Raw genomic sequence first — 26,608 nt, 5'->3', positions numbered from 1 at the left:
TCACGCCTCCTGGGGGCGGTCGTCGATATGGGGCTGCTCGTGCGTCTGGGGCTGCTCGTCGATGAGGTGCAGGTCGTCGGGGACGGTGCGGCCGGCCGCGCGGCGCTCCTCGGCGAACCGGGCGGCCATCGCGGCGAGCTCGGCGTCGCGCCGGTCGTCGAGGCCGGCGACGACGCTCAGGGGGACGCCCATGAACACGAGCTTGAGGACGCCGTGGCGCCACGCGTGGGCGTCGAGGTGGGCCGCGGCCAGCGGGCCCATGGCGGCGGCGACGAGGCGGGGGTCGTTGGTGCGCAGGGCGTCGGCTGTGAGGTCGAGGCCGGTGGCGCGCCAGTCGTCGTCGAGCTCTCCGGACGCGGTCAGGGTGCCGAGACCGCGCAGGACGCCGCGGCGCTCGGAGTCGTCGCCGTGCTCGTAGAGGGCGCGGACGGTGTCCGGTCCCGCGCCGGCGTCCTTCAGCGCGCGGACGATCGTGGCGCGGGCCTCGTCGTCGGCCGTGCCGCCGAACCCGGCGGTGTCGGTGGGGTCGAGGGGCGCACGGCCGACCTTGCGGCCGGCCTCGGCGAACAGCCGGGTCGCCCGGGCGGGCTCCTCGGTGACCGCGGCGACGGCGGTGGCGGTCCACGGGTCACGGGCGGAGGCGTCTCGCGCGGCGGCCGCCCCGGTCGTGGCACCGGCCTCGACGGCGGGCGCTCCGGCCGTGCCGTCGGCTGTCGCTGCCGCCCCCGGGGCTTCGGCGGCGGCCTCCCATGCCACGAGGGACGTGCGGGCGAGCCGCGGGGCGTCGTGGGAGTGCCGGGGCAGCTCCACGGCGGCAACCCCCGCGTACCCGATCTCGCGCAGCGTCGCGATCGCGGCGATCAGGTCCAGCTCGCCGGCGCCGAGCTCGAGGTGCTCGTGGACGCCAGGGAGCATGTCGTCGACCTGCACGTTGCGCAGGAGCGTGCCGGCCGCCCGCAGCGCGCCGACCACGCCGTCCGGCTCCACCGCCACGCAGTGGCCGAGGTCGACGGTGATGCCCACGCCCTCCGGCTCACCGAGTGCGGTGCGCAGCCGGAGCGCGTCGGCGACGGTCTCCACCAGCATCCCCGGCTCGGGCTCGATCGACAGGACCACGCCGCGCTCGGCGGCGAACGGCACGAGCTCGGCAAGGCGCCCGACCATCAGGTCCCAGCCCTCGTCGGCGGTGACGTCCTCCGGCAGCACCCCGCTCCACAACGAGACGCAGTCGGCCCGCAGGACCTGTGCGATCTCCACCGCGCGCCGTAGGAAGGCCGTTCGGGCGTCGGCGTCCCGGTCGACGAGGGTGGGGCGGTGCTTGCGCCGCGGGTCGAGGAGGTAGCGGGTGCCGGTCTCGACCACCGAGCGGAAGCCGCGCCGGTCCAGGTCCGCGGCGAGCGCCTCGGCGGACTCCCGCCACCCGTCCGCGAACGGGTCGAGGTGGGGGTGGCCGATCGTCAGGGCGACGGCCTGGTAGCCGGTCTCTGCCATGACGTCGAGCGCGTCGGCCAGTCGGTGGTCGGCGAACCCGTTGGTGCCGTAGCCGAGGGCCCAGGCGTCGCTGGTCGTGTGGCGCGTGGTCATGTGACGTCTCCCTTCGTGCGTGCGCGCGCGACCAGGCGGCTCGCGCCCTGGACGGCGAGGAGAGCGGCCGTACCGATCGCGTGCCCGGTGCGGGCGACGAGCGCCGTCTGCAGCGGGACCATCCCGCGTATGCCCTGCCTCGTAGCGGTACGGGCGTGGTCCGCGGTGGGCTCGCGCGCCGCGTCGACCTGCGGGGGCAGGACGGCGCCGGCGTAGGTGGCGGCGCCCAGGACCGCCCCGGCGGCGGCTCCCCGGCGGGCGCCGACGGGGACGAGCGCGGCGGTGCCGGTGGTGACGGCGACGGCGGCCGAGGCGGCGGCGCGGCTCGTGCCGTGCACCTCACCCATGGACACGGTGGTGACTGCGGCGGTGTGCGCGGCCATGAGCGCGGCCGGCAGCGCGGCCCGGCGCCAGCCCGGGCCGGCGGCGCCCATGAGGACGTCCAGCCCGCGGCACACGGCCATGACCGGCGGTCCCGCCGGCGTCGACTTGGCCAGCAGGTCGTAGATCCACACCGAGGCGGCCAGCGCGAGCGCGACACGGCCGTGCGGGCGGCCCGCGCCGAACGCCAGGCCGACGCCCGTGGCCGTCAGGCCGGCGCCCACGACCAGGGCCGTCTCGCGCGGCACGCGCCCGGAGGGGATGGGCCGCTCGGGCCGCTCGACGGCGTCGAGGTCGGCGTCGGCGTAGTCGTTGAGGGCCATGCCGGCCGCGTAGATGCACGCGGAGGACAGGGCGAGCGGCACGGCGCGGCCGCCCACCCGCCCGCGCGCGGCCGTGGCACCGACGAGCGTGTCGCCGACGACCGTCAGCGCAGCGGGCGCCCGGACCAGCTCGAGGACATCGGCCGGCGCCGTCATCGTCCGGCGGAGACGCGCGTGTCGGCCGCGGGCGTGCCGGCGTCGTCGTGCGTGCCCTCGTGTCCCGGCGCGGCGCCACGAGCTCCCGTCGCCGCGAACAGCGAGGTCTGCTCGACCCACGCGGCGAACCGCCTGGTCTGCTCGGCGAACGCGTGCACGTCGCTGCCCCACGGATCCTTGAAGAAGCAGCCGAGCTCGGTGACCGCGCCGGCCACACCGGCGTCGGAGGCGAGGGCGAGCGAGCGGACGAGGTCGATGACGAGCGGCGCCGCGAGTGCGGAGTCGTGGGCGCTCCACGTGGTCTGCAACGTGATGCGGCTGCCGAGGAAGCCCACGGCGTGGACGTGGTCCCAGGCGGTCTTGACGTTGCCCATGTCCGGCACGTTGTCGATGTGCAGGGGCGTGTGCACGTCGTCCCCGACGAGCGCGTGCAGCCCACGGTTCTTGGAGGCGAGCTTGGAGCTCACGGCGCGCGGGTCCGCGAGCGTCGCGCCGTCGCCGCCCCCGAGGATGTTCGTGCCGGCCCAGGACAGGACCTTGAGGTTGCGCGCGGCGAACATCGGGGCGATGACCGTGCGGAGCAGCGTCTCGCCGGTCTTGCCGTCCTGCCCGGCGTACGGGACGCCGGCCAGCTCGGCGCGGGCGCGCAGCACGGGCAGGCTCAGGGCGGCGGACGGGGTGAATCCGGCGTAGGGCGAGCCGGCCTGGACGGCCGCGGCGGCGGCGACCGCGCTCGCCGGCAGCACGTCGCCGTCCGGCGACTTCAGCGCCTCGAGCAGGTCGTCCTCCGAGTGGAAGGCCGGGTGGTCGTCCGGCAGGGCCTCGGTCGAGGAGATGTCGACGACGACCACGGTGCGCAGGCCGTGGCGGTCCTTGAAGGAGGTGATGTCGGCGGCCATCGCGTCGATCGCCTCCTGCTGCGTGGCGGCGGCCAGTGGGACAGGACACAGCTCGTCGTCGATCTCCGCAAGGTCCTCGGCGACCTGGTCGACCAGCTCGCGCGGGAACAGCCCGCCGGCGGCGAGTGCGGCGGCCTTCGTCGCCAGCGGGGTCGTCTCGACGTCGTGCCCACCGACGACGATGTCGCCGAACCCGACGAAGGGGGCGTCGGCGAGGTCGCCGGCCGCGGTGGTGACGCCGTGCGGCTCGACCAGCTCGTGGGCCAGCGCCCGCAGACCGACCGTCGCGGTGGTCGCGAGCGAGCCGCGCGCTCCGATGAACCACGCGCCGACGGCGCCCTGGTGGTTCGTGGAACGGGTCCTGTCATTCATTGAAGATCCTTCTCGATTCGCCTGCCCGAGCGACATCACCGGGGGGACGGTGCGGAAGCGCTCGTTGATCCCGCGTCTTGCACTCTATGTCACCTGTTGGCCCATGCAACTCGCCACGGCTGCACTTATGTTCATTGCGATAAGAAGGCGCTCACCTGCGCGTTCTCCATCGGGGGACCACCCCGGCGCCGCGGCCGCCACCGGCGCCGCTGAGAACGCTCTCACCGGCACCTTGACCACTGCCTCATGCCGGCGCGCGATCATGGAGACATGCGAACGAACCGACTCACCGCCACCCTGTCCGCCTCGACGCTCGCCCTCGCGCTCGTCCTCGCCGGGTGCTCCTCCTCGACCGACGACGGGTCGGGCGCCGAGGACCAGACGGGGTCGGCCGACACCGGCACCGGCGATGACGCCGGCACCGACGACTCCGGCGAGGCGGGCGGCCAGGACGACTCCGGCGAGACCGGGTCCGAGGGCGCGGATGGCCAGGACGACTCCGGCGAGTCGGGCTCCGCCAGCTCTGGCGAGGCCGGGTCCGACGGCGCCGAGCTGCCCGGCGTGGCCGAGCTCGCCGCCGCCGTCAACGCGGCCCTCGAGGTCGCCCCGGAGGGCGACGTCGTGATGGTCGAGCGGGACGACACCGGGTACGAGGTCGACGTCGTCGACGGCTCGACGCTCATCGACGTCACGCTGCGCGCCGACCACTCGATCGTCGAGCAGGAGTCCGACGACGTGGACGACGACACGGTCGCCGAGCTCGAGACCGCCGAGCTGACGATCATCGACGCGATCACGGCCGCCGCCGAGGAGGGCGCGATCAGCGACGACCCGATGGTCGAGGAGATCGAGCTCGACACCGAGGACGGCACGGTCTACTGGGAGTTCGACCACGACGAGGACGACGAGGTCGACGTCTACGTCGACGCCGTCACCGGTGAGGTCCGCGTCGGCTGACGCCCCACGGGCCGGCCGGCCTCACGGGGTGCGCCTCACGGGTGCGCGCCGGCCGACCCCACCACTGCGGGGAGCGCTGCCCCAGGTAGCGCTCCCCGCCGTCGGCCATGGCCGTGCGGCGCCCGGCTCCCTAGCCTCCGACCATGACCACGACCCGCCCCCGGCGCTCCCCCCTCGCCGCCGCCGCAGCCGCCCTGCTCCTCGCGCTCGTCGGCGGGTGCGCCGGCGGTGAGGTCGTCGGCACCGCACCGCCGACCGACGGCACGGACAGTCCCGAGCCGCCTATTCCCACGACCGACGACGTCCTCGACGTCGACCCGATCTCGCTGGTCACGGTCGACACCCTCCTCCTCGAGTCCACGGCGACGTCACCCGCCCTCACGCTCGACGAGGTCCGGTCCCTTGAGGACGCGACCCTGGACCACACGGGGCACGACGTCGCCCTCGGCCTCCACCCCGAGGACACCAGCGGGGGCGAGGCATGGCAGGTCTGGTCGGTCGGCGACGACGAGATGGCGCTGACCGAGCTCCTGAACGGCCGGGTCGACACCGGGCGGTCCGAGTCCTTCCCGTTGACGGAGGACGAGGCCGGCGGCACAGAGGCCCTGGAGATCGTCCTGGGCTGGCAGGTCCGGGTGTCCGACGCCGTCGAGAACGCGCTGCAGGTCCTGCCCGGCGAGGTCCTCGTCGCGATGCCGCCCGACGAGCCGGCGTCGATCCTGCTCGTCGGCATCCGCACCGACGACGGCGACTTCGCACGCGTCGGCATCGAGGCGGTGACCGGCGATGTTCTCAACGTCGTCACCCCCGATCCGACCACGGGCGACCACGACGACCAGCTGTGCGAGCAGGACGGGACCGGATGTGACGGCGACACGGAGACCCCGACCCCGCACGCGCCCGACGCAGCCCCGGACCACGCACCGGGCACCACTCGCGACACGGCACCCGGCGAGCCGCGCGGGCCGGTCGCGTGACCGAGACGTCCCGGGCCGGTGACCCGGCCCCTGAGACTCAGGGCTCCCGGTGCAGGAGGGTGTGGGTGGCCTGCGCGCGCGGTCGGATGACGATCGAGTCGAGGTTGACGTGATGCGGACGGGTGAGGGCGAACGTGATGACGTCGGCCACGTCGTCGGCGGTGAGCGGCTCGGCCACGCCCTCGTAGACCTTCGCGGCCGCCTCGACGTCGCCCCGGTAGCGGTTGACCGAGAACTCGGGCGTGGCGACCAGGCCCGGCTGGATGTCGAGCACGCGGATCGGCTCGCCCATGAGCTCGAGCCGGAGCGTGTCGACGATCATCCGGGCCGCGTGCTTCGCCCCCGTGTACCCGGCGCCGCCGGGGTAGGTCCCGGTCGCGGCGGTCGAGGTGACCACGAGGACGTCCCCGCCTCCGTCGGCGCGCAGGTGCGGGAGGAGGGCCCGGGTGACCCGCAGCGTGGTGAGCACGTTGAGGTCGTACATCCGCGCCCAGTCCGCCGGGTCGCCGTCCTCGACCCTGTCGGCCCCGACGGCTCCGCCGGCGTTGTTGACGAGCGAGGTCAGCGGCCCGCCGGCGATCACGTGGTCGGCGAGCGCGTCGACGTCGGCCTGCACGGTGAGGTCGGCGACGAACGTGTCGCAGCTGATCTCGTCGGCGAGGGTGGCGAGCCGGTCGGCCCGGCGGGCGGTGGCGACGACGCGGTACCCGGCCCGCGCGAGGTGCTGGGCGGTCGCGCGGCCGATGCCGGACGATGCTCCGGTGACGAGGGCGCGCGGGGCGCCCGGGGCGGACGGCGCTGGGTGGTCGGTACTCATGGGTCCATCATGTAGTCACTGACCACGCAGGACCGGCGGGAGGACACACACGTGCGCATCGGATTCATCGGGGCCGGGGCGATGGCCTCGGCCATCGCCCACGGGGTGGCCGCCTCGGCAGGCGGGCACGAGATCGTCGTCACCGACGTCGTCGCGGCCTCGGCGGAGCGGGTCGCCGCCGCGGTGGGCGGCACGGCGGTGCCCGACGCCGACGCCCTGGTCCGCGAGGTCGGTCCGGACGGGCTCGTGGTCGTCGCGGTCAAGCCGCACGTCGTGCTGGGCGTGCTCGAGGGGGTCCGCGAGTCGCTGGCCGAGACCGGCGCACCCGTGGTGTCGATCGCCGCCGGGCTGCAGCTGGCCACGCTGACGTCCGCGGTGCCGGACGGTCACCCGGTGGTACGTGCGATGCCGAACGTGGCCGCCCAGGTCGGCGTCGGCGCCGCGGCCGTGTGCGGGAACGACGCGGCGACCGAGCAGCAGGTCTCCGCCGTCGTCGAGGTCTTCGAGGCCGTCGGCACCGCGGAGGTGCTCGAGGAGCGGCACTTCAGCGCGTTCACCGCCATCGCGGGCTCCTCACCCGCATTCGTGTTCCAGCTCGTCGACTCCCTGGCGCGCGCCGCCGTGGCGGCAGGGCTCCCGAAGGCGCAGGCCGTGCGGATCGCCGCGCAGGCCGCCGCGGGTGCGGGCACGCTCGCGCGCGAGCTCGCCGCCGAGGGCACGAGCCCCCAGGACCTCGTCGACCGGGTGTGCTCGCCTGGTGGCACGACGGTCGCCGGCATGGTCGCGCTCGACGCCGCGGGCTTCCCCGCCGCCGTCGTGGCCGGGGCGAACGCGGTGATGGCGCGCGACGCCGAGCTGGCCGGGGACTGACCCGGCCAGCTCGCCGGCCCACCACGCCGAACTGGACCATGCCCGGTCGAGACTGACCACGCAGAGGTCCAGCTCGACCGCTACCGGTCCAGCTCGCCGGCGGTCGGTCCGACGAGCACCCGGACTCAGGCGTCGACCAGCTCCTGCGAGCCGGCGAGCCCGGCGAAGACTCCCCCGCGGGAGACGAGCTCGGCGTAGGTCCCCCGCTCGACGACCCGGCCGTGGTCGAGGACCGCGATCTGGTCCGCTCCTGCGATGGTCGACAGGCGGTGGGCGATGGTGATCGTGGTGCGCCCCTCGGCGAGCGCGTCGAGCGCCTCCTGGACGGCCCGTTCCGTGCTCGTGTCGAGCGCGGAGGTCGCCTCGTCGAGGACGAGGACGCGGGGGTCCCGCAGGATGGTGCGGGCGATGGCGATGCGCTGCTTCTCACCGCCGGAGAACCGGTGGCCGCGGGCGCCGACCACAGTGTCGTAGCCGTCGGGGAGGTCCTCGATGAGCTCGTGGACCTGGGCGGCGCGGGCCGCGGCGACGATCTCCTCGTCGGTCGCGTCGGGCCGGGCGTAGCGCAGGTTCTCGCGGATCGTCGTGTGCAGCAGGTAGGTCTCCTGGGAGACGACGCCGACCACCGAGGCGAGGTCGGCGAGCGCCATGTCGCGCAGGTCGACGCCGTCGATCGTCACCCGGCCGGCGGACGGGTCCGCGAGGCGGGCGACGAGCGAGCCGAGCGTGGACTTCCCCGAGCCGGTGTGCCCGACCAGGGCGAGCGACCGCCCCGCCGGCACGTCGAGGTCGATGCCGTCCAGCGCGGGCACGGAGGAGCCCGGGTAGCTGTAGCCCACGCCCTCGAGCCGCACATGGCCGCTGACGGCCCCGGGGTCGATCTCGGCCGGGTCGGCCGGGTCGTCGATCTCGACCACGAGGTCCAGGTACTCGAAGACGCGGCTGAACAGGGCCATGGAGGTGACGACCTGCACGCCCACGTTGAGCACGCCCATGAGCGGGCGGAACAACTGGGACTGCAACGCGGTGAACGCCACGAGCGTCCCGATCGTCATGCCGCCGGACGTAGCCGGGAGGCCCGCGACCAGGTAGATGAGCGCCGGGATCGCGGCGAACACGATGCTCAGGCTGGCCATCCGCCAACGTCCGGCGAGCTGGGAGCGCACCTCGAGGTCCGCGAGGTCGCGGGAGGTGCCCGCGAAGGCCGCCGACGCGGTCGGTCCGGTGCCGAGGATCTTGCCCAGGGTGACGCCGCTGACGGACAGCGACTCCTCGACCTGGCTCTGCAGGTCGGCCATCGCGCGCTGGCGCCGCGTGGTGATCTCCCGGCGCAGGAGCGCGACACGTCGGGTCAACCAGATCGCGGGCGGCAGCACGGCGAGCGAGAGCAGCGACAGCTGCCAGGACAGGGCGACCATCGCCACCGCGGTGCCGACCGCCGTCGTCACGTTGGTGGCCATCGAGGTGGCGGTCGTGGTGACGACGGACTGCATGCCCTGGATGTCCTGCGTGAGGCGGGCCTGGACCTCGCCGCCTCGGGTGCGGGTGAAGAAGTCGACGGACTGACGCTGGAGGTGGGTGAAGACGTCGGTGCGCAGCCCGTGCATGACGCGCTGGCCGACGGTCGTGGACATCCAGGTCTGCACCACCCCGAGAACGGCGGTGACGATGGTGACGGCGAGGAGCCCGCCCACGAGCCACAGCAGGAGCGGGACGTCCTGGTGCGGGATCGCGTCGTCGATGAGGTGCTTGGTGATGAACGGGGTCGCGAGGCCGACGAGCGAGGTCGCGACGATGAGGATCATGACCACGGCGATCGTGCCGCGGTGGGGAGCGAAGAGCGCGCCGATGCGGCGCAGGCTGACAGGGTGCTCGGCGAGCTGGGCCCTGTCGGCAGGGTCGACGGTGGCGACCCTGCCGCCCGGGCCGCCAGGTCCACCGGGTCCGCCAGGTCCACCCAGGCCACCGGGGCCGCCAGGTCCGCCCGGGCCACCGGGCACGCCGGTTCCGTCGGACGCGCCGCCGCCCTGATGCGTGTGGCGCGAGGGGCCACCACCTCGGCGGCCGGAGGAGAAGTTGTGGGGTGCTGCCATGGCGCACCACCTCCTGTTCGTCGGAGTCGTCGGGCTCGACGGCGCGACCGGGCGACCGGCCGGAGCCATATAGTGAGGTTACCTCACGATGAGGGTAACCGCGACGGGCAGTACGCTATTCCGGTGAGCCGCCAGTCCGCCTCCCCCGCGCACCCGCACGACGAACGGGCGCGGGCCGACGTGGCAGGCGACGGCCGGGCGAAGGCCGAGCACCGGCACCGTCCGGACCACGCACACGGCACGGACCGGCCGCACGGTCCCGACCACGCGCACGAGCCCGACACGTACGAGCTCATCGTCCGGGCGGCCCGCCAGGTCAGGCGCCGGTGGATGGAGGCGCTCGAGTCGGACGGCCCCTCGCCGCACGAGTTCCGCGCGCTACGCGCCGCCGTCGCGGCCGACGGCGGCGCCCGACTGGCCGACATCGCCGAACGGCTGCGCATCGCCCCCCGCTCGGCGACCGAGGTCGTCGACTCCCTCGAGGCCAAGGGCCTCGTCCGCCGGACGCCGAGCCCCACCGACCGGCGCGCGATCCTCGTCGAACCCACCGGTTCCGGGCGCGCGCTCGCCGAGGAGGTCGCCGCGGCCCGGGCGGCTCACGGGGCCGCCCTGCTCGCCCCGCTCGACGAGGACGAGGCCGCCCAGCTGCACGCGCTCCTCGCCCGGGTCGTCGACGCCGCCGGCTGCTGACCCGGGTCGTCCATGACCGACGTCGTCCTCGGCGCAGCCGTCCTCTCCCTCACCGTGGTCCTCCTGGTGGCGGGCGCCGGGAAGCTCGCGCGGCCGCCGGACCCGGTCCACATGGACGTCCTCGGGCTGCCCCGCGGCCTGCAGCGGTACGGGTTCGTGCGCACCCACGCCGTCGCGGAGATCGTCCTCGCCCTCGCGCTGCTCGGCGCGCCGGGCCCGTGGCTCGCCGGCGTCGGCACGGTCGTCCTCCTGCTCACCGTCGCCTACCTCGTCGTCGCCCTGCGGGCGTGGCGGTCGCCCGAGCCCCTCGCCTGCCACTGCTTCGGGCAGGACGACGACCGACCCGTCGGCCCGCTGCACGTCGCCCTCAACGCCCTGCTCGTCCTCGCCGCGGGGGGCGCCGTCGCGGCCGGGGCGACCGGTTGGTGGGCCGTCGACGACCTGCACCCGGCGATCCTCGGCGCGGCCGGGGCGATCGCGCTCGTCGTCCATCTCTGGGGCAGCGGCGAGGAGGGCTCCGGCCGGGTGCAGCCCTACCTGCGCCGGCCGATCCCGGCGGGACAGGTCGTCGTCGACGGGGTGCGACGCGACCTCACCGAGCTGGCCGCGCAGCGCGCCCAGCTGCTCGTGCGGATCCCCCGCCTCGGGAAGGACGCCGAGCACCTGCGCACGGCGCTGCCCGACTGGCGGCGCCGGCTGCCGCACGTCGACGTCCGGGTCACCCAGGGCGACGCCGGTGGCGCCTACCGGCGCCTCGGGCTGACCGGCGCGCCCTCGGCGGTCGTGCTCGGGTCGGACGGGCTGCTGGCCGGCGGGCCCGTCGTCGGCGCCGACCTCGTCCGCGATCTCGTCGACGAGCTCGCCCGCACCGCCCCGGCGAGGGGCCACACGGGCCCGGCGGAGCGGCCACGGACCTGACCCGCGCCTCCCGCCACCGACAGTCGAGCGGGAATCGACGCGAGGTCACGCGGGTGAGCCGCAGGCCGACGCCGCAGACCTCCTCCACGGGCCCGCGAGAGTCGCGCCCGCCACCGTTCGGCCCACCCGGGCAGCGCCCTCACCGTGGAACAATCGGACACCATGAGCACCCCGTCCTCCACCTCGCGACCCACCCGTCTTCCCGCCCCCACGGCGCCGGACAAGGTAGGGACCGACGGGCTGGAGGATCGGCACGACGCCCGCTGGAGCGAGCTCGGCACGTACGCGTTCGACCGCACGGCCGACCGGGCCGACGTCTTCTCGATCGACACCCCGCCGCCCACGGCGTCGGGCTCCCTGCACGTGGGCCACGTCTTCAGCTACACCCAGACCGACGTGCTCGCCCGCTTCCAGCGGATGCGTGGTCGCTCGGTGTTCTACCCGATGGGGTGGGACGACAACGGGCTGCCCACCGAGCGTCGCGTGCAGAACTACTACGGCGTGCGCTGCGACCCCTCCCTGCCCTACGAGCCCGGCTTCACTCCGCCCCAGGAGGGCGGGGACGGGAAGTCGGTCCGGGCCGCCGACCAGGTGCCGGTGAGCCGGAAGAACTTCGTCGAGCTGTGCCTGCGCCTGGCCGCCTCGGACGAGGAGGCCTTCGAGCAGGTGTTCCGCCGCCTCGGCCTGTCCGTCGACTGGCGGCAGACCTACCAGACCATCGGGGCCGACGCCCAGCGCGCCTCGCAGACCGCGTTCCTGCGCAACCTCGCGCGCGGCGAGGCCTACCAGTCCGAGGCGCCGGGGCTGTGGGACGTCACCTTCCAGACCGCCGTCGCCCAGGCCGAGCTCGAGGCCCGCGACTACCCCGGGCACTACCACCGGCTCGCGTTCCACACCGACGAGGCGTCCGACGTCGTCATCGAGACCACCCGCCCCGAGCTGCTGCCCGCGTGCGTGGCCCTCGTCGCCCACCCCGACGACGAGCGGTACCGCTTCCTGTTCGGCCGCACCGTGCGCACGCCGCTGTTCGACGTCGAGGTCCCCGTGCTCGCCCACCCCGCCGCCGAGGCGGACAAGGGCACCGGCATCGCGATGGTCTGCACGTTCGGCGACCTCACCGACGTCATCTGGTGGCGCGAGCTCGACCTGGCCACCCGCGCCGTGGTCGGCCGCGACGGGCGCCTGCTGCGCGCCACGCCCGAGTGGCTCACCGGCTCCGGCGCCGAGCTCTACGCCGAGCAGCTCGCCGGGAAGACCGCGTTCTCCGCCCGCGAGGCGGTGGCCGCGGCCGCGCGGGAGTCCGGCGAGATGCTCGACGACCCCACGCCCACGCAGCGCAAGGCGAACTTCTACGAGCGGGGCGACAAGCCGCTGGAGATCGTCACCTCGCGCCAGTGGTACATCCGCAACGGCGGGCGCGCGCACGAGGACACCAACGGCGTCGACCTGCGCACGAACCTCCTTCAGCGCGGCCGCGACCTGCGCTTCCACCCGGGCTTCATGCAGTCGCGCTACGAGAACTGGGTCGACGGCCTCAACTCGGACTGGCTGGTCAGCCGCCAGCGCTTCTTCGGCGTGCCGATCCCGCTGTGGTACCCGCTCGACGAGCACGGCGAGGTCCGGCACGAGTCCCCCATCGTCCCGGACGAGTCCGCGCTGCCGGTCGACCCCACCTCCGACCCGGCGCCGGGCTACGAGGAGTCCCAGCGGGGGCAGGCCGGCGGGTTCGTCGGGGAGGCCGACATCCTCGACACGTGGGCCACGTCCTCGCTCACCCCGCAGATCGCGGCCGGCTGGCTGCGCGACGAGGACCTGTTCGACCGCGTGTACCCGATGGATCTGCGCCCGCAGGGGCACGACATCATCCGCACGTGGCTGTTCTCCTCGGTGGTGCGCGCGCACCTGGAGTTCGGCGCGCTGCCGTGGAGCGACGCCGCGATCTCGGGGTGGATCCTCGACCCGGACCGCAAGAAGATGAGCAAGTCCAAGGGCAACGTCGTCACGCCGATGGCGCTGCTCGAGGAGCACGGCTCCGACGCGGTCAGGTACTGGGCGACGTCCGCGAAGCTCGGCGTCGACACCGCCTTCGAGGTCTCACAGATGAAGATCGGCCGGCGCCTGGCGATCAAGATCCTCAACGCCTCGAAGTTCGCCCTGACGATGGGCGGCGACGCCGACCTCGAGCTCGACCCGGCCCTGGTGACGCACGAGATCGACCGGGCGATGCTCGCCGGGCTGACCGACGTCGTCGCCCAGGCCACCCGCGCGCTCGACGCCTTCGAGCACGCCAAGGCGCTGGAGGTCACGGAGTCCTCGTTCTGGACGTTCTGCGACGACTACCTCGAGCTCGTCAAGGAGCGGGCCTACGACCGGGACGGCACCGCCGAGCCCGGTGCCAAGGAGTCCGCCCGCGCGGCGCTCGCGCTCGCCGTCGACACCTACGTCCGGCTGCTCGCGCCGTTCCTCCCCTTCGCCACGGACGAGGTGTGGACCTGGTACCGCGAGGGTTCGGTCCACTCCGCCGACTGGCCGACCGGCGAACAGCTGCGCGCCGCGGCCGGGGACGCGGACGCCGGGCTCGTCGGCGCGGCCGGGCGCGCCCTGGCGGCGCTGCGCAAGGTGAAGTCGGAGGCCAAGGTCTCCCAGAAGGTCCCGTTCGCCTCGGTCACGCTCGCGGTCCCGACGGCGGACGCCGCCTTCGTCCGGTCGGTCGCCGGCGACCTGCGCGACGCGGCCAAGATCCGCGGCGAGCTGACCATCACCGACGGCGTGGAGACCACCGCGGTCACCGACCACCTGCTCGAGCCGGCCGCCTGAGCACGTACCCTCGTTCCGGGTGCCCAGGACCCCACGGGCGGGGTGCCGGCCTCTCCTGACCCCCCACGCGCGACCACGGAGGATGCGATGACCCAGCCCACGTCCAGCACCGAGGCGCGCGGCGAGATCGACGGCTCGACGACGATCCCGCACCTGCTGCGGGCCCGCCTGGAGAATGGCGGCACGGCCCCGATGTTCGAGGTGGCCACGCCGTCCGGCGGCTGGGACACCGTGTCGGTCGCCCAGTTCCACACGCAGGTCGTGGAGGTCGCCAAGGGCCTGATCGCGTCGGGCGTCGAGGTGGGCGACCGGGTCGCCATCATGTCCGCGACCCGCTACGAGTGGACGCTGCTCGACCTCGCGGCCTGGAGCGCGGGCGCCGTGCCGGTGCCGATCTACGAGACCTCCTCGGCCGAGCAGTGCGAGTGGATCCTCACCAACGCGGGCGTGGTGCTGGCGTTCGTCGACGACGCCGACCGCGCCGCGGTCCTTTCGGAGGCCGCCCCGAACGCGCCCGCCCTGCGCGAGACCCTGACGATCGACGACGGGGCGATCGACGAGCTCGTCCGCCGGGGCGCGGGCGTCGAGGACGGCGAGGTGGAGGCCCGCATCTCCGCGCGCACCGGGTCGGACGTCGCCACCATCATCTACACCTCCGGCACCACCGGCCGGCCCAAGGGGGTCGAGCTCACGCACGGCAACTTCGTGGCGCTCGTGGTCAACGGCGTCGCGGACCCCAACCTGCGCGACGTGGTGGCGAGCGACGGCGCCCGCACCCTGCTGTTCATCCCCCTCGCCCACGTGTTCGGCCGGTTCGTCTCCGTGCTGTGCGTGCACTCGGGTGCGGTCCTCGCCCACAGCCCCGACCTCAAGCAGCTCGTCCCGAACCTGCAGAGCTTCCGGCCCTCCTTCCTTCTCGCCGTCCCGCGCGTGTTCGAGAAGGTCTACAACTCCGCGGACGCCAAGGCCTCCGCCTCGACGGTCCGGCGCCGGATCTTCCGCTGGGCCGCGAAGGTCGCCGAGCGCACCTCGCGCGCCGAGGAGTCCGGCCACGGCGTGGGCCGGGTGCTCGCCGCCCAGCGCAAGGTCGCCGACCGCCTCGTGTTCTCCACGCTCCGCGAGGTCATGGGCGGGAACCTGCGCTACGCCGTGTCCGGCGGCGGCCCGCTCGGCACGCGGCTCGGGCACTTCTACCGCGGCATGGGGCTCGTCATCCTCGAGGGCTACGGCCTGACCGAGACCGGCGCGCCCACGTCCGTCAACCTGCCCGGCCGCATCAAGATCGGCACCGTCGGCCCCGCCTACCCCGGCACCTCGGTGCGGATCTCGGAGACGAACGAGATCGAGATCAAGGGCCCGCACGTGTTCCGCGGGTACCACGACGACGAGGCGGCCACCCGCGAGTCGTTCACCGACGACGGCTGGTTCCGCACCGGCGATCTCGGGACGCTCGACGACGACGGCTACCTCTCGATCACCGGCCGCGCGAAGGAGATCATCGTGACGGCCGGCGGGAAGAACGTGGCGCCCGCCGTGCTCGAGGACCGGCTGCGCGGCCACCCGATCGTCTCCCAGGTGGTCGTCGTCGGCGAGGGTCGGCCGTTCATCGGCGCCCTGGTCACCCTCGACGCCGAGATGCTGCCGCAGTGGCTGACCAACCACGACCTGCCCGAGATGAGCGTGGCCGAGGCCGCCCGGAACGAGAAGGTGCGCGAGGCGTTGGACCGCGCCGTCGAACGGGCCAACCGGGCGGTCAGCCGCGCCGAGTCGATCCGCAAGTTCACGATCCTCGACACCGACTTCACGCTGGAGAACGACCTGCTCACGCCGTCGTCGAAGGTCAAGCGCGCCCCCGTGCACGAGCGGTTCGCCGACGTCATCGACGAGCTCTACGCCGGGCCGAAGCCGGAGCGGTCGACCAAGGGCTAATCGGGAGGTAGCCGGGGCGGACGCCGCCGGTGGGCGGTCCGGTGCCCGACGTCGCCGGGTCTGGTCGTCCGTCCCGCAGGAGGGCAGGGGTACCCCGCCCTCCTCCGCCCGCGGGGCGCGGGTCCTAGCGTCCTGCCATGCGTACCGCCGACCGTCCCCCCGCCCCGATGACGCTCCGCCCGCTGGCTGCAGCCGCGCTGGTGGTGCTCGGGCTATCGCTGGCCGCCTGCGCCGGCGGGCCCGGCGGGCCGGCCGGCGGATCGGCGGGGGCCGGAGGTGCGGGCGGAGCGGCAGGCACCCTGCCGACGTCGGACGACGACCTCGGCCTCCCGGACGACGCGTTCGACCGGCTGGAGCGACACGCGGTCGAGGCGATCAGCGAGCTCGGGAGGCTCACACCGGCGGACGTCGCCCGACTGGCCGAGGACGCGGCCGGCGACGGAGAGCTCACACTGGCGGTGCAGCCCGAGTTCATCCGGGTCCACTACAGCGACGACACCACGGCGCCGGACGAGTTCCACGAGGCCGAGGCGACCGAGTGGGCCGTGCACACGACCGACGGCTCTACCGTCTCGACGGTCGCGTTCCCCGCCGTGGGCGAGCCGGAACGTCATCCGCTGACCCACCCGCACGTCCCGGAGGTCCCGACCGCGGTCCTGGCCGAGTGGGTCGTCACGGCCGAGGACGCCGCACGCACGGCGAGCGAGGTGCAGGACGGCGAGATCGAACGGATCGGGGTGCCGGACGGTATCGACCGACCGCTGACGACCGTGGTCCTGCGGGACGGCCACGATCGCGTGCGCGTGACCGTCGATGGGGTCACCGGCGAGGCGCTCAACGCCGTCACGATCGGCTGACCGCAGCCGGCCGCCGCGGCCTACTGCGGGGGCTGCTGGCCGGGCTGCGCCTGGCCGTAGCCCTGCGGGGGCTGCTGGCCGGGCTGCGCCTGGCCGTAGCCCTGCGGCGGCTGTCCGTAGCCCTGCGGGGCCGGCTGGCCGTGCGGGGCACCAGCACCCTGAGGCGGCATTCCCTGCTGCGGGTAGCCCTGCGAGGACTGGCCGTACGGCGCGCCCTGGTGCGCGGGCATGACCTGCTGCGGGGGCCCCTGGTGCGGCTGACCCTGTTGGGGCTGGCCTCCGAACTGCGCTCGGATCGCTGCGGCGTCGGCCTTGTCGACGCCGAACCCGAGCGTGGTGACCTTCTTGCCGGTCGGCACGTGCCAGAGAGCCTTCTCGTCCGCTCGCAGGTCGGACTGCGCCCGGATGGGGAAGCGCTTGAGGGTCATCCCGAAGAGGTTCTTGCGCTGCGCCTCCCCCTGCTCGACGCGCGCCATCGGGTTGACGAGTGCGAGGAGGCCGAAGAGCAGGAGAAGGAAGCCCGGCAACGAGATCGCCCAACTCCGGCTGAGGAACGTGGTGCCGAGCAGGAGCACCCCGACCACGATCATGGCGATGATGAAGGGCTTGCTGAAGCGGATATCGAGAGCACCCATGGCTGCCAATGTATCTGGGACGAGCTGCACCTGGCGCCGAAGCCGCGCCCGTGCCGAGGCCAGACCGTCAGGACCGGCCGTGCTCCTCGGCGATCGTCTCGTGGTGCTGGATGACCTCGGCGACGATGAAGTCGAGGAACTTCTCCGCGAACACGGGGTCGAGCCCGGCCTCCTCCGCCTTCTCACGCAGCCGCGCCACCTGCCGCTCCTCGCGCCCTGGGTCGGACGGCGGCAGCCCCTGCTCGGCCTTGAGCCGCCCCACGGCCTGGGTGCAGCGGAACCGCTCGGCGAGGAGATGGATGAGGGCGGCGTCGATGTTGTCGATCGTCCCGCGGGCGGACCGCAGCCCCTCGGGCAGATCGTCCGGCTCGGTGCGCGCGGCGTCGGTCATGCGCACCACCGTAGACCGACCGCCCTGGGGATCGGGTGCAACGACCGGGAAGCGGATGCCCCGCAGGCCGTCCGGACCGTCAGGCGACCCGCGAGCCGGCCTCGAGCGCCCGGCGCACGGACGGCCGGTCGGTCGCCTGCGCGAGCGTCTCGGCGACCGGGCCGCCGGACCTGAGCACCGCCAGGAGGATGTGCCGCTCGTCGATGGCCTTGTCCCCCAGGCGTACCGCCTCGCGCAGCGCGAGCTGGAGGACCTTCCGCGCGGCGGCGGTGAACGGCAGATGATTCCCACGGCGCCCGCGGTTGCGGGCGATGAGGTCGGCGCGCGCGAACGCGCCCTCGCCGAACGTCGCGTCGGTGGCACTCCGGACGGCGTCGACGTCGATCCCGAGCCCGGCAAGCGCCTCGCCGTCCAGGCCCGGACCGCTCAGCCGGGCCGCGAGGCCGGCCCTGGCCCCGTCGACGTCCACGCCCCCGGCACCCAGGGCACGGGCCGCCTCCCCGTCCGTGGTGAGGGCGGCGCGTGCGACGTGCACGACCTCGATCTGCGGAGCCCCGGCCCGGCGGGCCAGCTCCTGCGCGTGCACGACGGCAGCCCGTGCCTCGCTCGTGAACCGGTTGACCTTCATGCGGAGCTCCTCCTCAGCGTCCCCGGCCGTGCTTCTTGTGCGCCGCCTGCCTGCTCACGCCCAGCTGGTCGGCGATCTCCTGCCACGACCAGCCCTCGTCCCGGGCGCGCTCGACCTGGAGGATCTCCAGCCGGTCGGCGAGCTCTCTGAGCGCGCGCACGCCCCGGAGCCCGCGCCGGGGGTCCGGGTCCTGCGCGGCGACTGCGGTGTCCTTGACGGCCATGCGTCAACTTTGGTTGACAGCGGACAGTCTGTCAACCCAGATTGACACGTGGGGTGTGGCGGGACGGCCAGTGTGAGGTGCGGGCAGCCCCGCGGCGCCGGTCGGGCGGACAAGCAACGTTCGGGACGGTGCGTAGCGGGGAGGTCAGGGCATCCCCGGGGAGTCGCGGAGCGCCGCGGAGCGTCAGGCGGAGCGCTGCTGGCGACGCCGGGTCTTGCTGCGCAGCGCCAGGGTCGGCGCCTGGCCGCTGCGCACCGACTCGGCGGTGACGACGACCTTCTCGACGTCGTCGCGCGAGGGCACGTCGAACATGGTCTCGCGCAGGGTGTTCTCCATGATGGCGCGCAGCCCGCGCGCCCCCGTCCCGCGCTCGAGCGCGAGCTCGGCAATGGCCTCCACGGCCTCGTCCGTGAGCTCGAGCTGCACGCCGTCGAGGTCGAAGATCTTCTGGTACTGCTTGACGAGCGCGTTCTTCGGCTCCGTCAGGATCGTCACCAGGTCGGACTGGGTGAGCGCATTGACCGTCGCCGTGACGGGCAGGCGCCCGACGAGCTCGGGGATGAGCCCGAACTTGTGCAGGTCCTCGGGCGAGACCTTGGTCAGCAGGTCGGCCTCGCTCTCGGTGCCCTTGAGGGCGGCGCCGAAGCCGATGCCGTGCCGCCCCACACGGCTGCTCACGATGTCCTCGAGGCCGGCGAACGCACCGGCCACGATGAACAGCACGTTCGTCGTGTCGATCTGCAGGAACTCCTGGTGGGGGTGCTTGCGCCCGCCCTGCGGCGGCACCGCCGCGGAGGTGCCCTCGATGATCTTCAGCAGCGCCTGCTGGACGCCCTCGCCGGAGACGTCGCGGGTGATCGACGGGTTCTCGGCCTTGCGGGCCACCTTGTCGATCTCGTCGATGTAGATGATGCCGGTCTCGGCCTTCTTCACGTCGAAGTCGGCGGACTGGATGAGCTTGAGGAGGATGTTCTCCACGTCCTCGCCGACGTAGCCGGCCTCCGTCAGCGCCGTGGCGTCCGCGATGGCGAACGGGACGTCGAGCATCTTCGCGAGCGACTGTGCGAGGTAGGTCTTGCCCGTACCCGTCGGGCCGATCATGAGGATGTTGGACTTCTGGATCTCCACGGCGTCCGGCGCCGGCTTCTCCTCGGCCGACCGCACCCGCTTGTAGTGGTTGTAGACCGCGACGGCGAGGCCACGCTTCGCCTCGTCCTGCCCGACCACGTACTCGCCCAGGAAGTCGAAGATCTCGCGGGGCTTGGGCAGGTCCTCCAGGGAGGACTCGCCGAGCTCGGCCAGCTCCTCGTCGATGATCTCGTTGCACAGCTCGACGCACTCGTCGCAGATGTAGACGCCCGGGCCGCCGATCAGCTTCTTGACCTGCTTCTGGCTCTTCCCGCAGAACGAGCACGTGAGGAGGTCCGCCGTGGCGGGTCCAGTGCGCACCATCGGGTCCTCCTTGTCTCGTCGCGGTCCGGGGCCGCTCGCCGCTGGGTACGGCTCTCGGCTCAACCTTCGCACACGCGCGACCCGGTAGGCATCTGCGTTTGCCCGGCGCGCCTCGTCGTCCGCGCCACGGTGCACGGTCCGTACGGCAGGTGCGCGACGCCGTCGGGCCGCGCCCATGCGCCACGGCGCACCGTCCGTACGGCAGGTGCGAGACGCCGTCGGGCCGCGCCCACGCGCGACGGCGCCCCCGGACCGTTGGTCCGGGGGCGCTGTGCGCGAGGCTACTTCTGGATGGTTACCGGCTCGGTGTTCTTCCGGGACTCCAGGACCTGGTCGACGATCCCGTACTCCAGCGCCTGCTGGGCGGTGAGGATCTTGTCGCGCTCGATGTCCCGCGAGATCGTCTCCGAGTCCTGGGACGTGTGGTGCGCGAGCGTCTGCTCGAGCCACTGGCGCATCCGCTGGACCTCGTTGGCGTGGATCTCGATGTCCGAGGCCTGCGCGTAGCCGCCGCCCTCGAGGGCGGGCTGGTGGATCATCACGCGCGCGTTGGGCAGCGCGAGGCGGCGCCCCGGGGAGCCGGCCGCGAGGAGCACGGCAGCGGCCGAGGCGGCCTGCCCGAGGCAGACCGTCTGGATCTCCGGCTTGATGTACTGCATCGTGTCGTAGATCGCGGTCAGCGCCGTGAACGAGCCGCCGGGGCTGTTGATGTACATGGTGATGACGCCGTCCGGGTCCTGCGACTCCAGGACGAGCAGCTGGGCCATGACGTCGTCGGCCGAGGCGTCGTCCACCTGCACGCCGAGGAAGATGATGCGGTCCTCGAAGAGCTTGGCGTACGGGTCCTGGCGCTTGTAGCCGTAGGCGGTGCGCTCCTCGAAGGACGGGAGGATGTAGCGCGAGGTCGGGCTCTGCGGGGCGGTCCCGCCGGGCATCGGGGCGGTGGCGCCGTTCGGTGCGAAGCCGGCGCGGCCCATCATGGGGAGGTTCATTCGGACTCCTTCGGTGGTCGCGGGGCTCAGGACGTGGAGGACGGGTCGGACTCGTCGTCGGACGCGGTGCCACCCGAACCGGTGACGGCGGCGGCGCTGGCGACCACGTGGTCGATGAAGCCGTACTCGAGCGCCTCGGCGGCCGTGAACCACCGGTCGCGGTCGGCGTCGGAGTTGATCCGGTCCAGCGGCTGGCCGGTCTGCTCCGCCGTGAGCTCGGCGAGGACCTTCTTCATGTGAAGGATGAGCTCGGCGTTGATCTTGATCTCGGTGGCCGTGCCGCCGATGCCGCCCGAGGGCTGGTGCATCATCACGCGGGCGTGCGGCGTGGCGTAGCGCTTGCCCTTGGTGCCCGAGGTGAGCAGGAACTGCCCCATCGAGGCGGCCAGGCCCATGCCGACCGTGGCGACGTCGGGCTTGACGTACTGCATCGTGTCGTAGATGGCCATGCCCGCGGTGATCGAGCCGCCGGGGCTGTTGATGTAGAGGAAGATGTCCTCGTCCGGGTCCTCGGCGGCGAGGAGGAGCATCTGCGCGCAGATGGCGTTCGCGTTCTCGTCGCGCACCTCCGAGCCGAGCCAGATGATGCGCTCCTTGAGCAGCCGGTTGTAGATGCTGTCGTTCAGACCGAGGTTGCTCGCCTCGGCGCGCGCGATCGGTTCGCTCACGTGCAGCTCCTAGATCGAAGGTGGGGGCGGCGGTGCGGAGTGCCTCCGCCGCGGGTAGTCACTGGACCCTAACCGCGCGCGGCCGAGGTTCCTGCCCCTGTCCGGGGCCTTTTCGCTGTCGGCGCACGGGCAGCCGCGCCGGGGCCGCCGGGGCAGCCACGCCGGGCGTACACACGCCTCTGGGCGTACACGCGCCGAGGGGCGTACACGGGCCAAGGGGCGTACACGGGCCGAGGGGCGGCCGACCGGTGGTCGGCCGCCCCTCGTGGCGGATGGTGCCCGGGTCAGGCGTCCGAGTCGGTCGTCGCCTCGTCGGACTCCTCAGCGGCCGCCTTCTTGGCAGCAGGCTTCTTCGCGGCCGGCTTCTTGGCGGCAGCCTTCTTCTCAGCGGGCTTCTTGGCGGCAGGCTTCTCGGTCTCGGCCTCTGCTGCCTCGTCCGCGCTGTCGGCGGACTCGGGGCTGTCCGGGGAGTCCGCCGAGTCGGCGCTGTCGGCCGAGTCGCCGGAGTCCGCGCTGTCGGCCGACTCCTCGCTCTCCTCGGCGTCGATCTCGTCGAGCTCCGCCTCGGCCTGGTCGGTCTCCTCGGAGCCGAGGTACTCGGAGAGGTCGAGCTCGGTGCCGGAGCCGTCGACGACCTTGACGTCGCGGAGCACCACGGCGAGGGCCTTGTTGCGGGCGACCTCACCCATGAAGGCGGGCAGCTGCCCGGTCTGGCCGGCGGCCTGGATGAAGTTGTTCGGGTCCATGCCGTACTGCTGGGCCTGCTCGACGAGGAACTCGAGCAGCTCGTTCTGCGAGACCTGAACCGAGACCTGGTCGGAGATCGTGTCGAGGATGATCTGGTCGCGCAGGAGCTCCTCGGTCTCGCCGCGGATCTCCTCGCCGTGCGGGTCGCCCTCGGGCTTGCCCTCCGCCTCGAGGTGACGGGCGATCTCGGCGTCGACGACGCCCGAGGGGATCGGGACCTCGAGGTTGTCGCGCAGGTGCGCCAGGAGCAGGTCACGGGCCTCGACGGCCTGGTTGCCGGCGCGGTCGGAGGCCACCTGGGTACGCAGGTCGGCGCGCAGCTCCTCGAGCGTGTCGAACTCGGAGGCGAGCTGGGCGAAGTCGTCGTCGGCGTCAGGGAGCTCGCGGACCTTGACGGCGGTCGGCGTCACGGAGACGTCGGCCTCCTTGCCGGCGTGGTCGCCGCCGGCGAGCGTCGTGGTGAAGGTGCCCTCCTTGCCCGCGGTGAGGCCGACGAGGGCCTCGTCCTGGCCGGGGAGCATCGAGCCGGAGCCGACCTCGTAGGAGATGCCCGACGCGGTGTCGACCTCCTCGCCGTCGACCATGGCGGACAGGTCGAGCGTGACGAAGTCGCCGGTCTCGACGGCGCGGTCCACGCCCGTCAGCGTGCCGAAGCGCTCGCGCAGGGCGGTCAGACGCTCCTCGACGTCCTCGTCCGAGACCTCGGAGTCGGCCACCGTCAGGGTGATCGTGGAGAAGTCGGGGAGCTCGATCTCGGGGCGCACGTCCATGGTGGCCGTGAAGACGAGCTGACCGCCGAGGGGGCCGGTGACGGCAGGGAGCTCGGTGACCTCGATCTCCGGCCGGCCGAGCGGGTTGACGCCCGACTCGCCGACGGCCTCGCGGTAGAGGGAGTCCATCTGGCTGTTGATCGCCTGGTCGAGGACCGCGGCACGGCCCACGCGCTGGTCGATGATCCGGGCCGGGACCTTGCCCTTGCGGAAGCCGGGGATGCTCACCTGCTGGGAGACCGTGGCGTAGGCGGAGTCGATCGCCGAGCTGAGGTCCTCGTACGGGACCGTCACGGTCAGCCGGGCCCTGGTGGCCTCGAGGTTCTCCACGTCCGTCTTCACTGCGGGGTACTCCAACTCGTCGGTAGCTGACTTGAGCACGGGGCAGCGCGCACGGCGGCGCGGTGGGACCCGTGGGGTGGCGCCGCACGCCTCGTCGAGCAGGCGTGGGCACGCACGATCCTCACGATCCTACGGCACACCGCGGCTCGCGTAGAGGGTGAACGACCCAGGGACAGCGTCATCCGGGCCACACCACACCCGGAGCGCGACCCGGCTCCTGGGCCGGCGCCTACGCTCGGCTGCGACACACACGCCCCGACGACGGAGCCGCCATGACCACCGATCCGAGCGCCACCGACCTCCGCCGCGAGGTACGCAGCCTCGAGGGGCGGGTGCTCGAGCTCGAGACCGCCCTCGTCCGGTTCGTCATGGCCACGGCGAGCGCCCTGCTCGTCGCGGGGCTCGTCCTGCCGTTCATCCACTACACGCACGACGGCGAGGAACGATCCTTCGCCCTCGCGTGGGCGGCGCTCCAGGCGACCGCCGAGGGGGCACTGGCGACGGACGGCATCGTCGTGGTGATCGTGCTCTGCCTGCCCGCGCTCGTCTCGTTCCTCGCGCTCGCCTCCCTCGCGAGCCACGGTGTGCACCGGGACGCCGGTCGGCGGAAGGCGTTCGACACTGCGGTCGGCGCTCTTCTCTTCCTGTCCACGCTCGGTGTCGGGGCCCTGGTGCTGCTCGCGCGGAGCACGGCCGAGGTGGACGACCCCGTCGGCCCGGCGCTCTGGCTCTACGTGCCGGGCGCGATCGCGGTGGCCTGGGTGCTGTCCGAGCGGTCCGCCCGCCGGTGGTGGGACGCGGGGAGGTGATCCGGCGCGCCGGCGGGCGAGCGGGCGGACCCTGTCTTGCAGTTCGCCCGCACGTGTCTTGCAGTTCGTCCGCCATGTTGTGCAGTTCTGCAGTTGCGTCGCTCTGCAAGACACAGCGGCCACCACTGCTCGAGGACGTCCTCACCGACGTCAACCCGTTCGACGGCTTGCCTGCCTCGAGCTCCCGGACGTACCTCTGGGTGGTGCCGGGCTGGTCGGCCGGCTCGCTCTGCGTGAACCCCTCGAGCAGGCGCGACTGCCGGATGATCCGTCCGAGCGACTCGGGCCGGCAATCCTGCCGATGTACGCCATTCGATCCTCCGACGACGATATTGACGTCAAGGTGTCCGACTACGTTTTCGACGTCAACGGCTGCGACGTCGATACGCGGCTCATCCGCAGGCGGCGCCATAGAGCGCCGACCGACCGTGGCGCGCCTCGTGCCGGGGGCGACAGAGGCGGCCACGCCGCCGCGCGGTCGATGCGCGCGCCTGGACGCCGGGTTCCAGAAATAAGTGACACGGACGAATAAGAAAACATTAGCCACGCACAAATCAATGATTGCTCGAAACAAGCGGTAAGGCGTGCCATACCTTTCTAGACGCGCATTCGATGTCGTTCTACATTCTTCATAAGCGGCGCGATCAACGTGCCTCGGTCGAAGGAGATGGTCATGAGTGTCATGGAGATGCCCCACGTCACCGAGTGCTCGGTCGGCGCCTGCTCGTACAACCACGACGGCTGCACCGCGTTTGCCGTCACCGTCGGGCAGGACGCGCAGTGTGCGACGTTCCTGCCCCTCAACATCAAGGGTGGGCTCGACAAGATCGTCGCCCAGGTCGGTGCCTGCCAGCGCACGTCCTGCGTGCACAACAAGGACCTCGAGTGCGCGGCCGACTTCATCAGGGTCGGCGGCGCCGAGGCCGACTGCCTCTCCTACGAGGCGCGCTGACCCGCCTCCGAAGAGCGCTGACCCGACCGACGACCGACGCCTCCCGCCCGCAAGGGCCGGGAGGCGTCGTCGTGCCTGTGGCCGGCGTCGTCGCGCTCGGGACATGGGGCGTCGTCGTACCCGGGGAGCGAGCGTCGTCGTCCCCGCGGGGCGAGACCCAACCCTGGCTGTCCACAGTCACGACGTGCAGATCTGGCGACGATGCGTACGGTGGGAGTGAGCCACCCGCCCACGTCGGCCGGGGTGGCGGACAAGAGCACAGCGTGCAACCGCTGGTGACCGAGCAGAGCGGACGACCGGGCCGAGCCCGGCGCCGCCGCGCGCGGGACCCGTCCACGGACGGTCTCGTCGCCCGAGGAAAGGGAGACTCATGACCACAGCCCTCGATCCGACCACCGACCACTACCGCACCCGCCTCGCGACGCCGGGCAGCTCCGCCGACCGTGCGCACCCCACGGTGTGGGGCACGGAGGCGGACGGGCCGTTCGATGCGGCCGCGCTCGAGGCGCACGAGTCCCGCGGCTTCACGATCCTCGAGGACTTCGTCACGCCGCAGGAGGTCCGGGCCTTCAGCGCCGAGCTCGACCGGCTCGCTACGGACCCGCGCCTGACCGACGACGCACGGCTCGTCACCGAGAAGGCCACCGGCGAGGTCCGGTCCGTGTTCGAGGTGCAGGCCCTGAGCGAGGTGCTGGACGCGCTCAGCCGCGACCCCCGCCTGCTCGACCGGGCGCGGCAGCTCCTCGGCTCGGAGGTCTACCTCCACCAGACCCGGGTGAACTACATGCCCGGCTTCAAGGGGACGGGCTTCTACTGGCACTCGGACTTCGAGACCTGGCACGCGGAGGACGGCATGCCCGCGCCGCGCGCCGTGAGCTGCTCCATCGCCCTCACGCCGAACTACCCCTACAACGGCGGTCTCATGGTCATGCCCGGCTCGCACCGCACCTACGTCCCGTGCGTGGGCGAGACGCCCGACAACAACCACGCCTCCTCGCTCAAGGAGCAGCGGATCGGCGTGCCGTCGGAGGACGACATCACCGCGATGGCCGAGAAGCACGGGATCGACCAGTTCACCGGCCCCGCCGGGTCGGCCCTCTGGTTCGACGCCAACATCATGCACGGGTCGGGCAACAACATCACGCCGTACCCGCGCTCCAACGTGTTCCTCGTGTTCAACAGCGTGGACAACGCGCTGACCGAGCCGTACGCCGCCTCCGCGCCGCGACCGGAGCACATCGCGAGCCGCGACACCACGCCGCTGCGGTAGGACGCGCCGGGGCCGTCGACGTCGCGGGGCGGTCCGCCCGGGTGGGCCGCCCCCTGGCGGGGCGGACCGCGTTACCCCAGGAGCAACTC

General features: G+C 73.0%; 24 protein-coding genes. 11 read left to right on the top strand and 13 right to left on the bottom strand.

The features are described 5' to 3' along the window. From ACZLKG_RS04855 to ACZLKG_RS04845, 3 genes are read right to left on the bottom strand one after another with little or no spacing between them, the layout of a single operon-like run. A complete protein-coding gene (locus ACZLKG_RS04855) occupies positions 1-1,584 on the bottom strand; it encodes an EboA domain-containing protein (protein ID WP_425708477.1) in 1,584 nt (527 codons plus the stop codon). Continuing rightward, the gene (locus tag ACZLKG_RS04850; protein ID WP_425708478.1) at positions 1,581-2,444 is read right to left on the bottom strand and encodes an SCO3242 family prenyltransferase; all 864 of its coding nucleotides are present in this window, start codon (positions 2,442-2,444) and stop codon (positions 1,581-1,583) included. Before ACZLKG_RS04850 ends, ACZLKG_RS04855 begins: the two co-directional genes overlap by 4 nt. Further along, positions 2,441-3,715 (bottom strand): inositol-3-phosphate synthase, encoded by a 1,275-nt coding sequence (locus ACZLKG_RS04845; RefSeq protein ID WP_425708479.1) that lies wholly within the window; start codon positions 3,713-3,715, stop codon positions 2,441-2,443. The genes ACZLKG_RS04850 and ACZLKG_RS04845 overlap by 4 nt, the downstream gene beginning before the upstream one ends. 270 nt (positions 3,716-3,985) lie before the next feature. Here ACZLKG_RS04845 and ACZLKG_RS04840 point away from each other — a divergent pair, with 270 nt between their 5' ends. Together ACZLKG_RS04840 and ACZLKG_RS04835 are read left to right on the top strand one after the other, a co-directional pair. After that, positions 3,986-4,672: a hypothetical protein gene (locus ACZLKG_RS04840; RefSeq protein ID WP_425708480.1), complete on the top strand. Its 687-nt coding sequence runs from the start codon at positions 3,986-3,988 to the stop codon at positions 4,670-4,672. Between the two features lie 143 nt (positions 4,673-4,815). Next, on the top strand, positions 4,816-5,649 hold the full coding sequence (locus ACZLKG_RS04835) for a hypothetical protein (protein WP_425708481.1): 834 nt from the start codon (positions 4,816-4,818) through the stop codon (positions 5,647-5,649). Between the two features lie 37 nt (positions 5,650-5,686). Here ACZLKG_RS04835 and ACZLKG_RS04830 read toward each other — a convergent pair whose 3' ends face one another. Then, positions 5,687-6,466: an SDR family NAD(P)-dependent oxidoreductase gene (locus ACZLKG_RS04830; protein WP_425708482.1), complete on the bottom strand. Its 780-nt coding sequence runs from the start codon at positions 6,464-6,466 to the stop codon at positions 5,687-5,689. 51 nt (positions 6,467-6,517) lie between these two features. Between ACZLKG_RS04830 and proC the strand changes: the two genes are divergently transcribed. After that, complete coding sequence (proC, locus tag ACZLKG_RS04825) at positions 6,518-7,336, top strand: pyrroline-5-carboxylate reductase (protein ID WP_425708483.1); 819 nt, start codon at positions 6,518-6,520, stop codon at positions 7,334-7,336. A 125-nt stretch (positions 7,337-7,461) separates the two neighbouring features. Here the strand turns inward: proC and ACZLKG_RS04820 are convergent, their stop codons facing one another. Next, positions 7,462-9,429 (bottom strand): ABC transporter ATP-binding protein, encoded by a 1,968-nt coding sequence (locus ACZLKG_RS04820; RefSeq protein WP_463648121.1) that lies wholly within the window; start codon positions 9,427-9,429, stop codon positions 7,462-7,464. 123 nt (positions 9,430-9,552) lie between these two features. Between ACZLKG_RS04820 and ACZLKG_RS04815 the strand changes: the two genes are divergently transcribed. The 5 genes from ACZLKG_RS04815 (at position 9,553) to ACZLKG_RS04795 (ending at position 16,640) form a co-directional block, all read left to right on the top strand. Then, positions 9,553-10,119 (top strand): MarR family winged helix-turn-helix transcriptional regulator, encoded by a 567-nt coding sequence (locus ACZLKG_RS04815; protein WP_425708485.1) that lies wholly within the window; start codon positions 9,553-9,555, stop codon positions 10,117-10,119. Positions 10,120-10,131: 12 nt separating this feature from the next. Next, positions 10,132-11,037 carry a MauE/DoxX family redox-associated membrane protein gene (locus ACZLKG_RS04810; RefSeq protein WP_425708486.1) on the top strand — a complete coding sequence of 302 codons (906 nt, stop codon included), beginning with the start codon at positions 10,132-10,134 and terminating at the stop codon, positions 11,035-11,037. A 162-nt stretch (positions 11,038-11,199) separates the two neighbouring features. Continuing rightward, positions 11,200-13,854, top strand: coding sequence for a valine--tRNA ligase (gene valS / locus ACZLKG_RS04805; protein WP_463648120.1), 2,655 nt, complete (start codon positions 11,200-11,202; stop codon positions 13,852-13,854). Between the two features lie 87 nt (positions 13,855-13,941). After that, positions 13,942-15,783, top strand: coding sequence for an AMP-dependent synthetase/ligase (locus ACZLKG_RS04800; RefSeq protein WP_463648119.1), 1,842 nt, complete (start codon positions 13,942-13,944; stop codon positions 15,781-15,783). A 137-nt stretch (positions 15,784-15,920) separates the two neighbouring features. Continuing rightward, entirely contained in the window at positions 15,921-16,640 is a 720-nt protein-coding gene (locus ACZLKG_RS04795) for a hypothetical protein (protein ID WP_425708489.1), read from the top strand. 20 nt (positions 16,641-16,660) lie between these two features. On the opposite strand, the gene ACZLKG_RS04790 is transcribed toward ACZLKG_RS04795, so the two are convergent. The 8 genes from ACZLKG_RS04790 to tig all read right to left on the bottom strand — a co-directional run bounded on the left by ACZLKG_RS04790 (position 16,661) and on the right by tig (position 23,527). After that, positions 16,661-17,275: a hypothetical protein gene (locus ACZLKG_RS04790; protein WP_463648118.1), complete on the bottom strand. Its 615-nt coding sequence runs from the start codon at positions 17,273-17,275 to the stop codon at positions 16,661-16,663. Positions 17,276-17,342: 67 nt separating this feature from the next. Then, complete coding sequence (locus tag ACZLKG_RS04785; RefSeq protein WP_425708491.1) at positions 17,343-17,666, bottom strand: chorismate mutase; 324 nt, start codon at positions 17,664-17,666, stop codon at positions 17,343-17,345. 79 nt (positions 17,667-17,745) lie between these two features. After that, complete coding sequence (locus ACZLKG_RS04780) at positions 17,746-18,294, bottom strand: Clp protease N-terminal domain-containing protein (protein ID WP_425708492.1); 549 nt, start codon at positions 18,292-18,294, stop codon at positions 17,746-17,748. Positions 18,295-18,307: 13 nt separating this feature from the next. Continuing rightward, complete coding sequence (locus ACZLKG_RS04775) at positions 18,308-18,517, bottom strand: helix-turn-helix domain-containing protein (RefSeq protein ID WP_425708493.1); 210 nt, start codon at positions 18,515-18,517, stop codon at positions 18,308-18,310. 183 nt (positions 18,518-18,700) lie between these two features. Continuing rightward, positions 18,701-19,969 carry an ATP-dependent Clp protease ATP-binding subunit ClpX gene (clpX, locus tag ACZLKG_RS04770; RefSeq protein ID WP_425708494.1) on the bottom strand — a complete coding sequence of 423 codons (1,269 nt, stop codon included), beginning with the start codon at positions 19,967-19,969 and terminating at the stop codon, positions 18,701-18,703. Between the two features lie 281 nt (positions 19,970-20,250). After that, positions 20,251-20,961, bottom strand: coding sequence for an ATP-dependent Clp protease proteolytic subunit (locus ACZLKG_RS04765; RefSeq protein WP_425708495.1), 711 nt, complete (start codon positions 20,959-20,961; stop codon positions 20,251-20,253). Positions 20,962-20,987: 26 nt separating this feature from the next. Beyond that, complete coding sequence (locus ACZLKG_RS04760) at positions 20,988-21,629, bottom strand: ATP-dependent Clp protease proteolytic subunit (RefSeq protein ID WP_425708496.1); 642 nt, start codon at positions 21,627-21,629, stop codon at positions 20,988-20,990. Positions 21,630-21,913: 284 nt separating this feature from the next. After that, on the bottom strand, positions 21,914-23,527 hold the full coding sequence (gene tig / locus ACZLKG_RS04755; RefSeq protein ID WP_425708497.1) for a trigger factor: 1,614 nt from the start codon (positions 23,525-23,527) through the stop codon (positions 21,914-21,916). Between the two features lie 233 nt (positions 23,528-23,760). Here tig and ACZLKG_RS04750 point away from each other — a divergent pair, with 233 nt between their 5' ends. The 3 genes from ACZLKG_RS04750 (at position 23,761) to thpD (ending at position 26,519) form a co-directional block, all read left to right on the top strand. Next, positions 23,761-24,297: a hypothetical protein gene (locus tag ACZLKG_RS04750; RefSeq protein WP_463648117.1), complete on the top strand. Its 537-nt coding sequence runs from the start codon at positions 23,761-23,763 to the stop codon at positions 24,295-24,297. Between the two features lie 673 nt (positions 24,298-24,970). Next, positions 24,971-25,249: a DUF1540 domain-containing protein gene (locus tag ACZLKG_RS04745; protein ID WP_463648116.1), complete on the top strand. Its 279-nt coding sequence runs from the start codon at positions 24,971-24,973 to the stop codon at positions 25,247-25,249. A gap of 370 nt (positions 25,250-25,619) precedes the next feature. Continuing rightward, positions 25,620-26,519: an ectoine hydroxylase gene (gene thpD / locus ACZLKG_RS04740; RefSeq protein ID WP_463648115.1), complete on the top strand. Its 900-nt coding sequence runs from the start codon at positions 25,620-25,622 to the stop codon at positions 26,517-26,519. Positions 26,520-26,608 lie beyond the last annotated feature (89 nt).

This window comes from Georgenia sp. Z2081 (assembly GCF_055326445.1).
The sequence above is the reverse complement of the archived record's forward strand: the minus strand, read 5'-3'. Positions and strand labels throughout refer to the sequence as shown.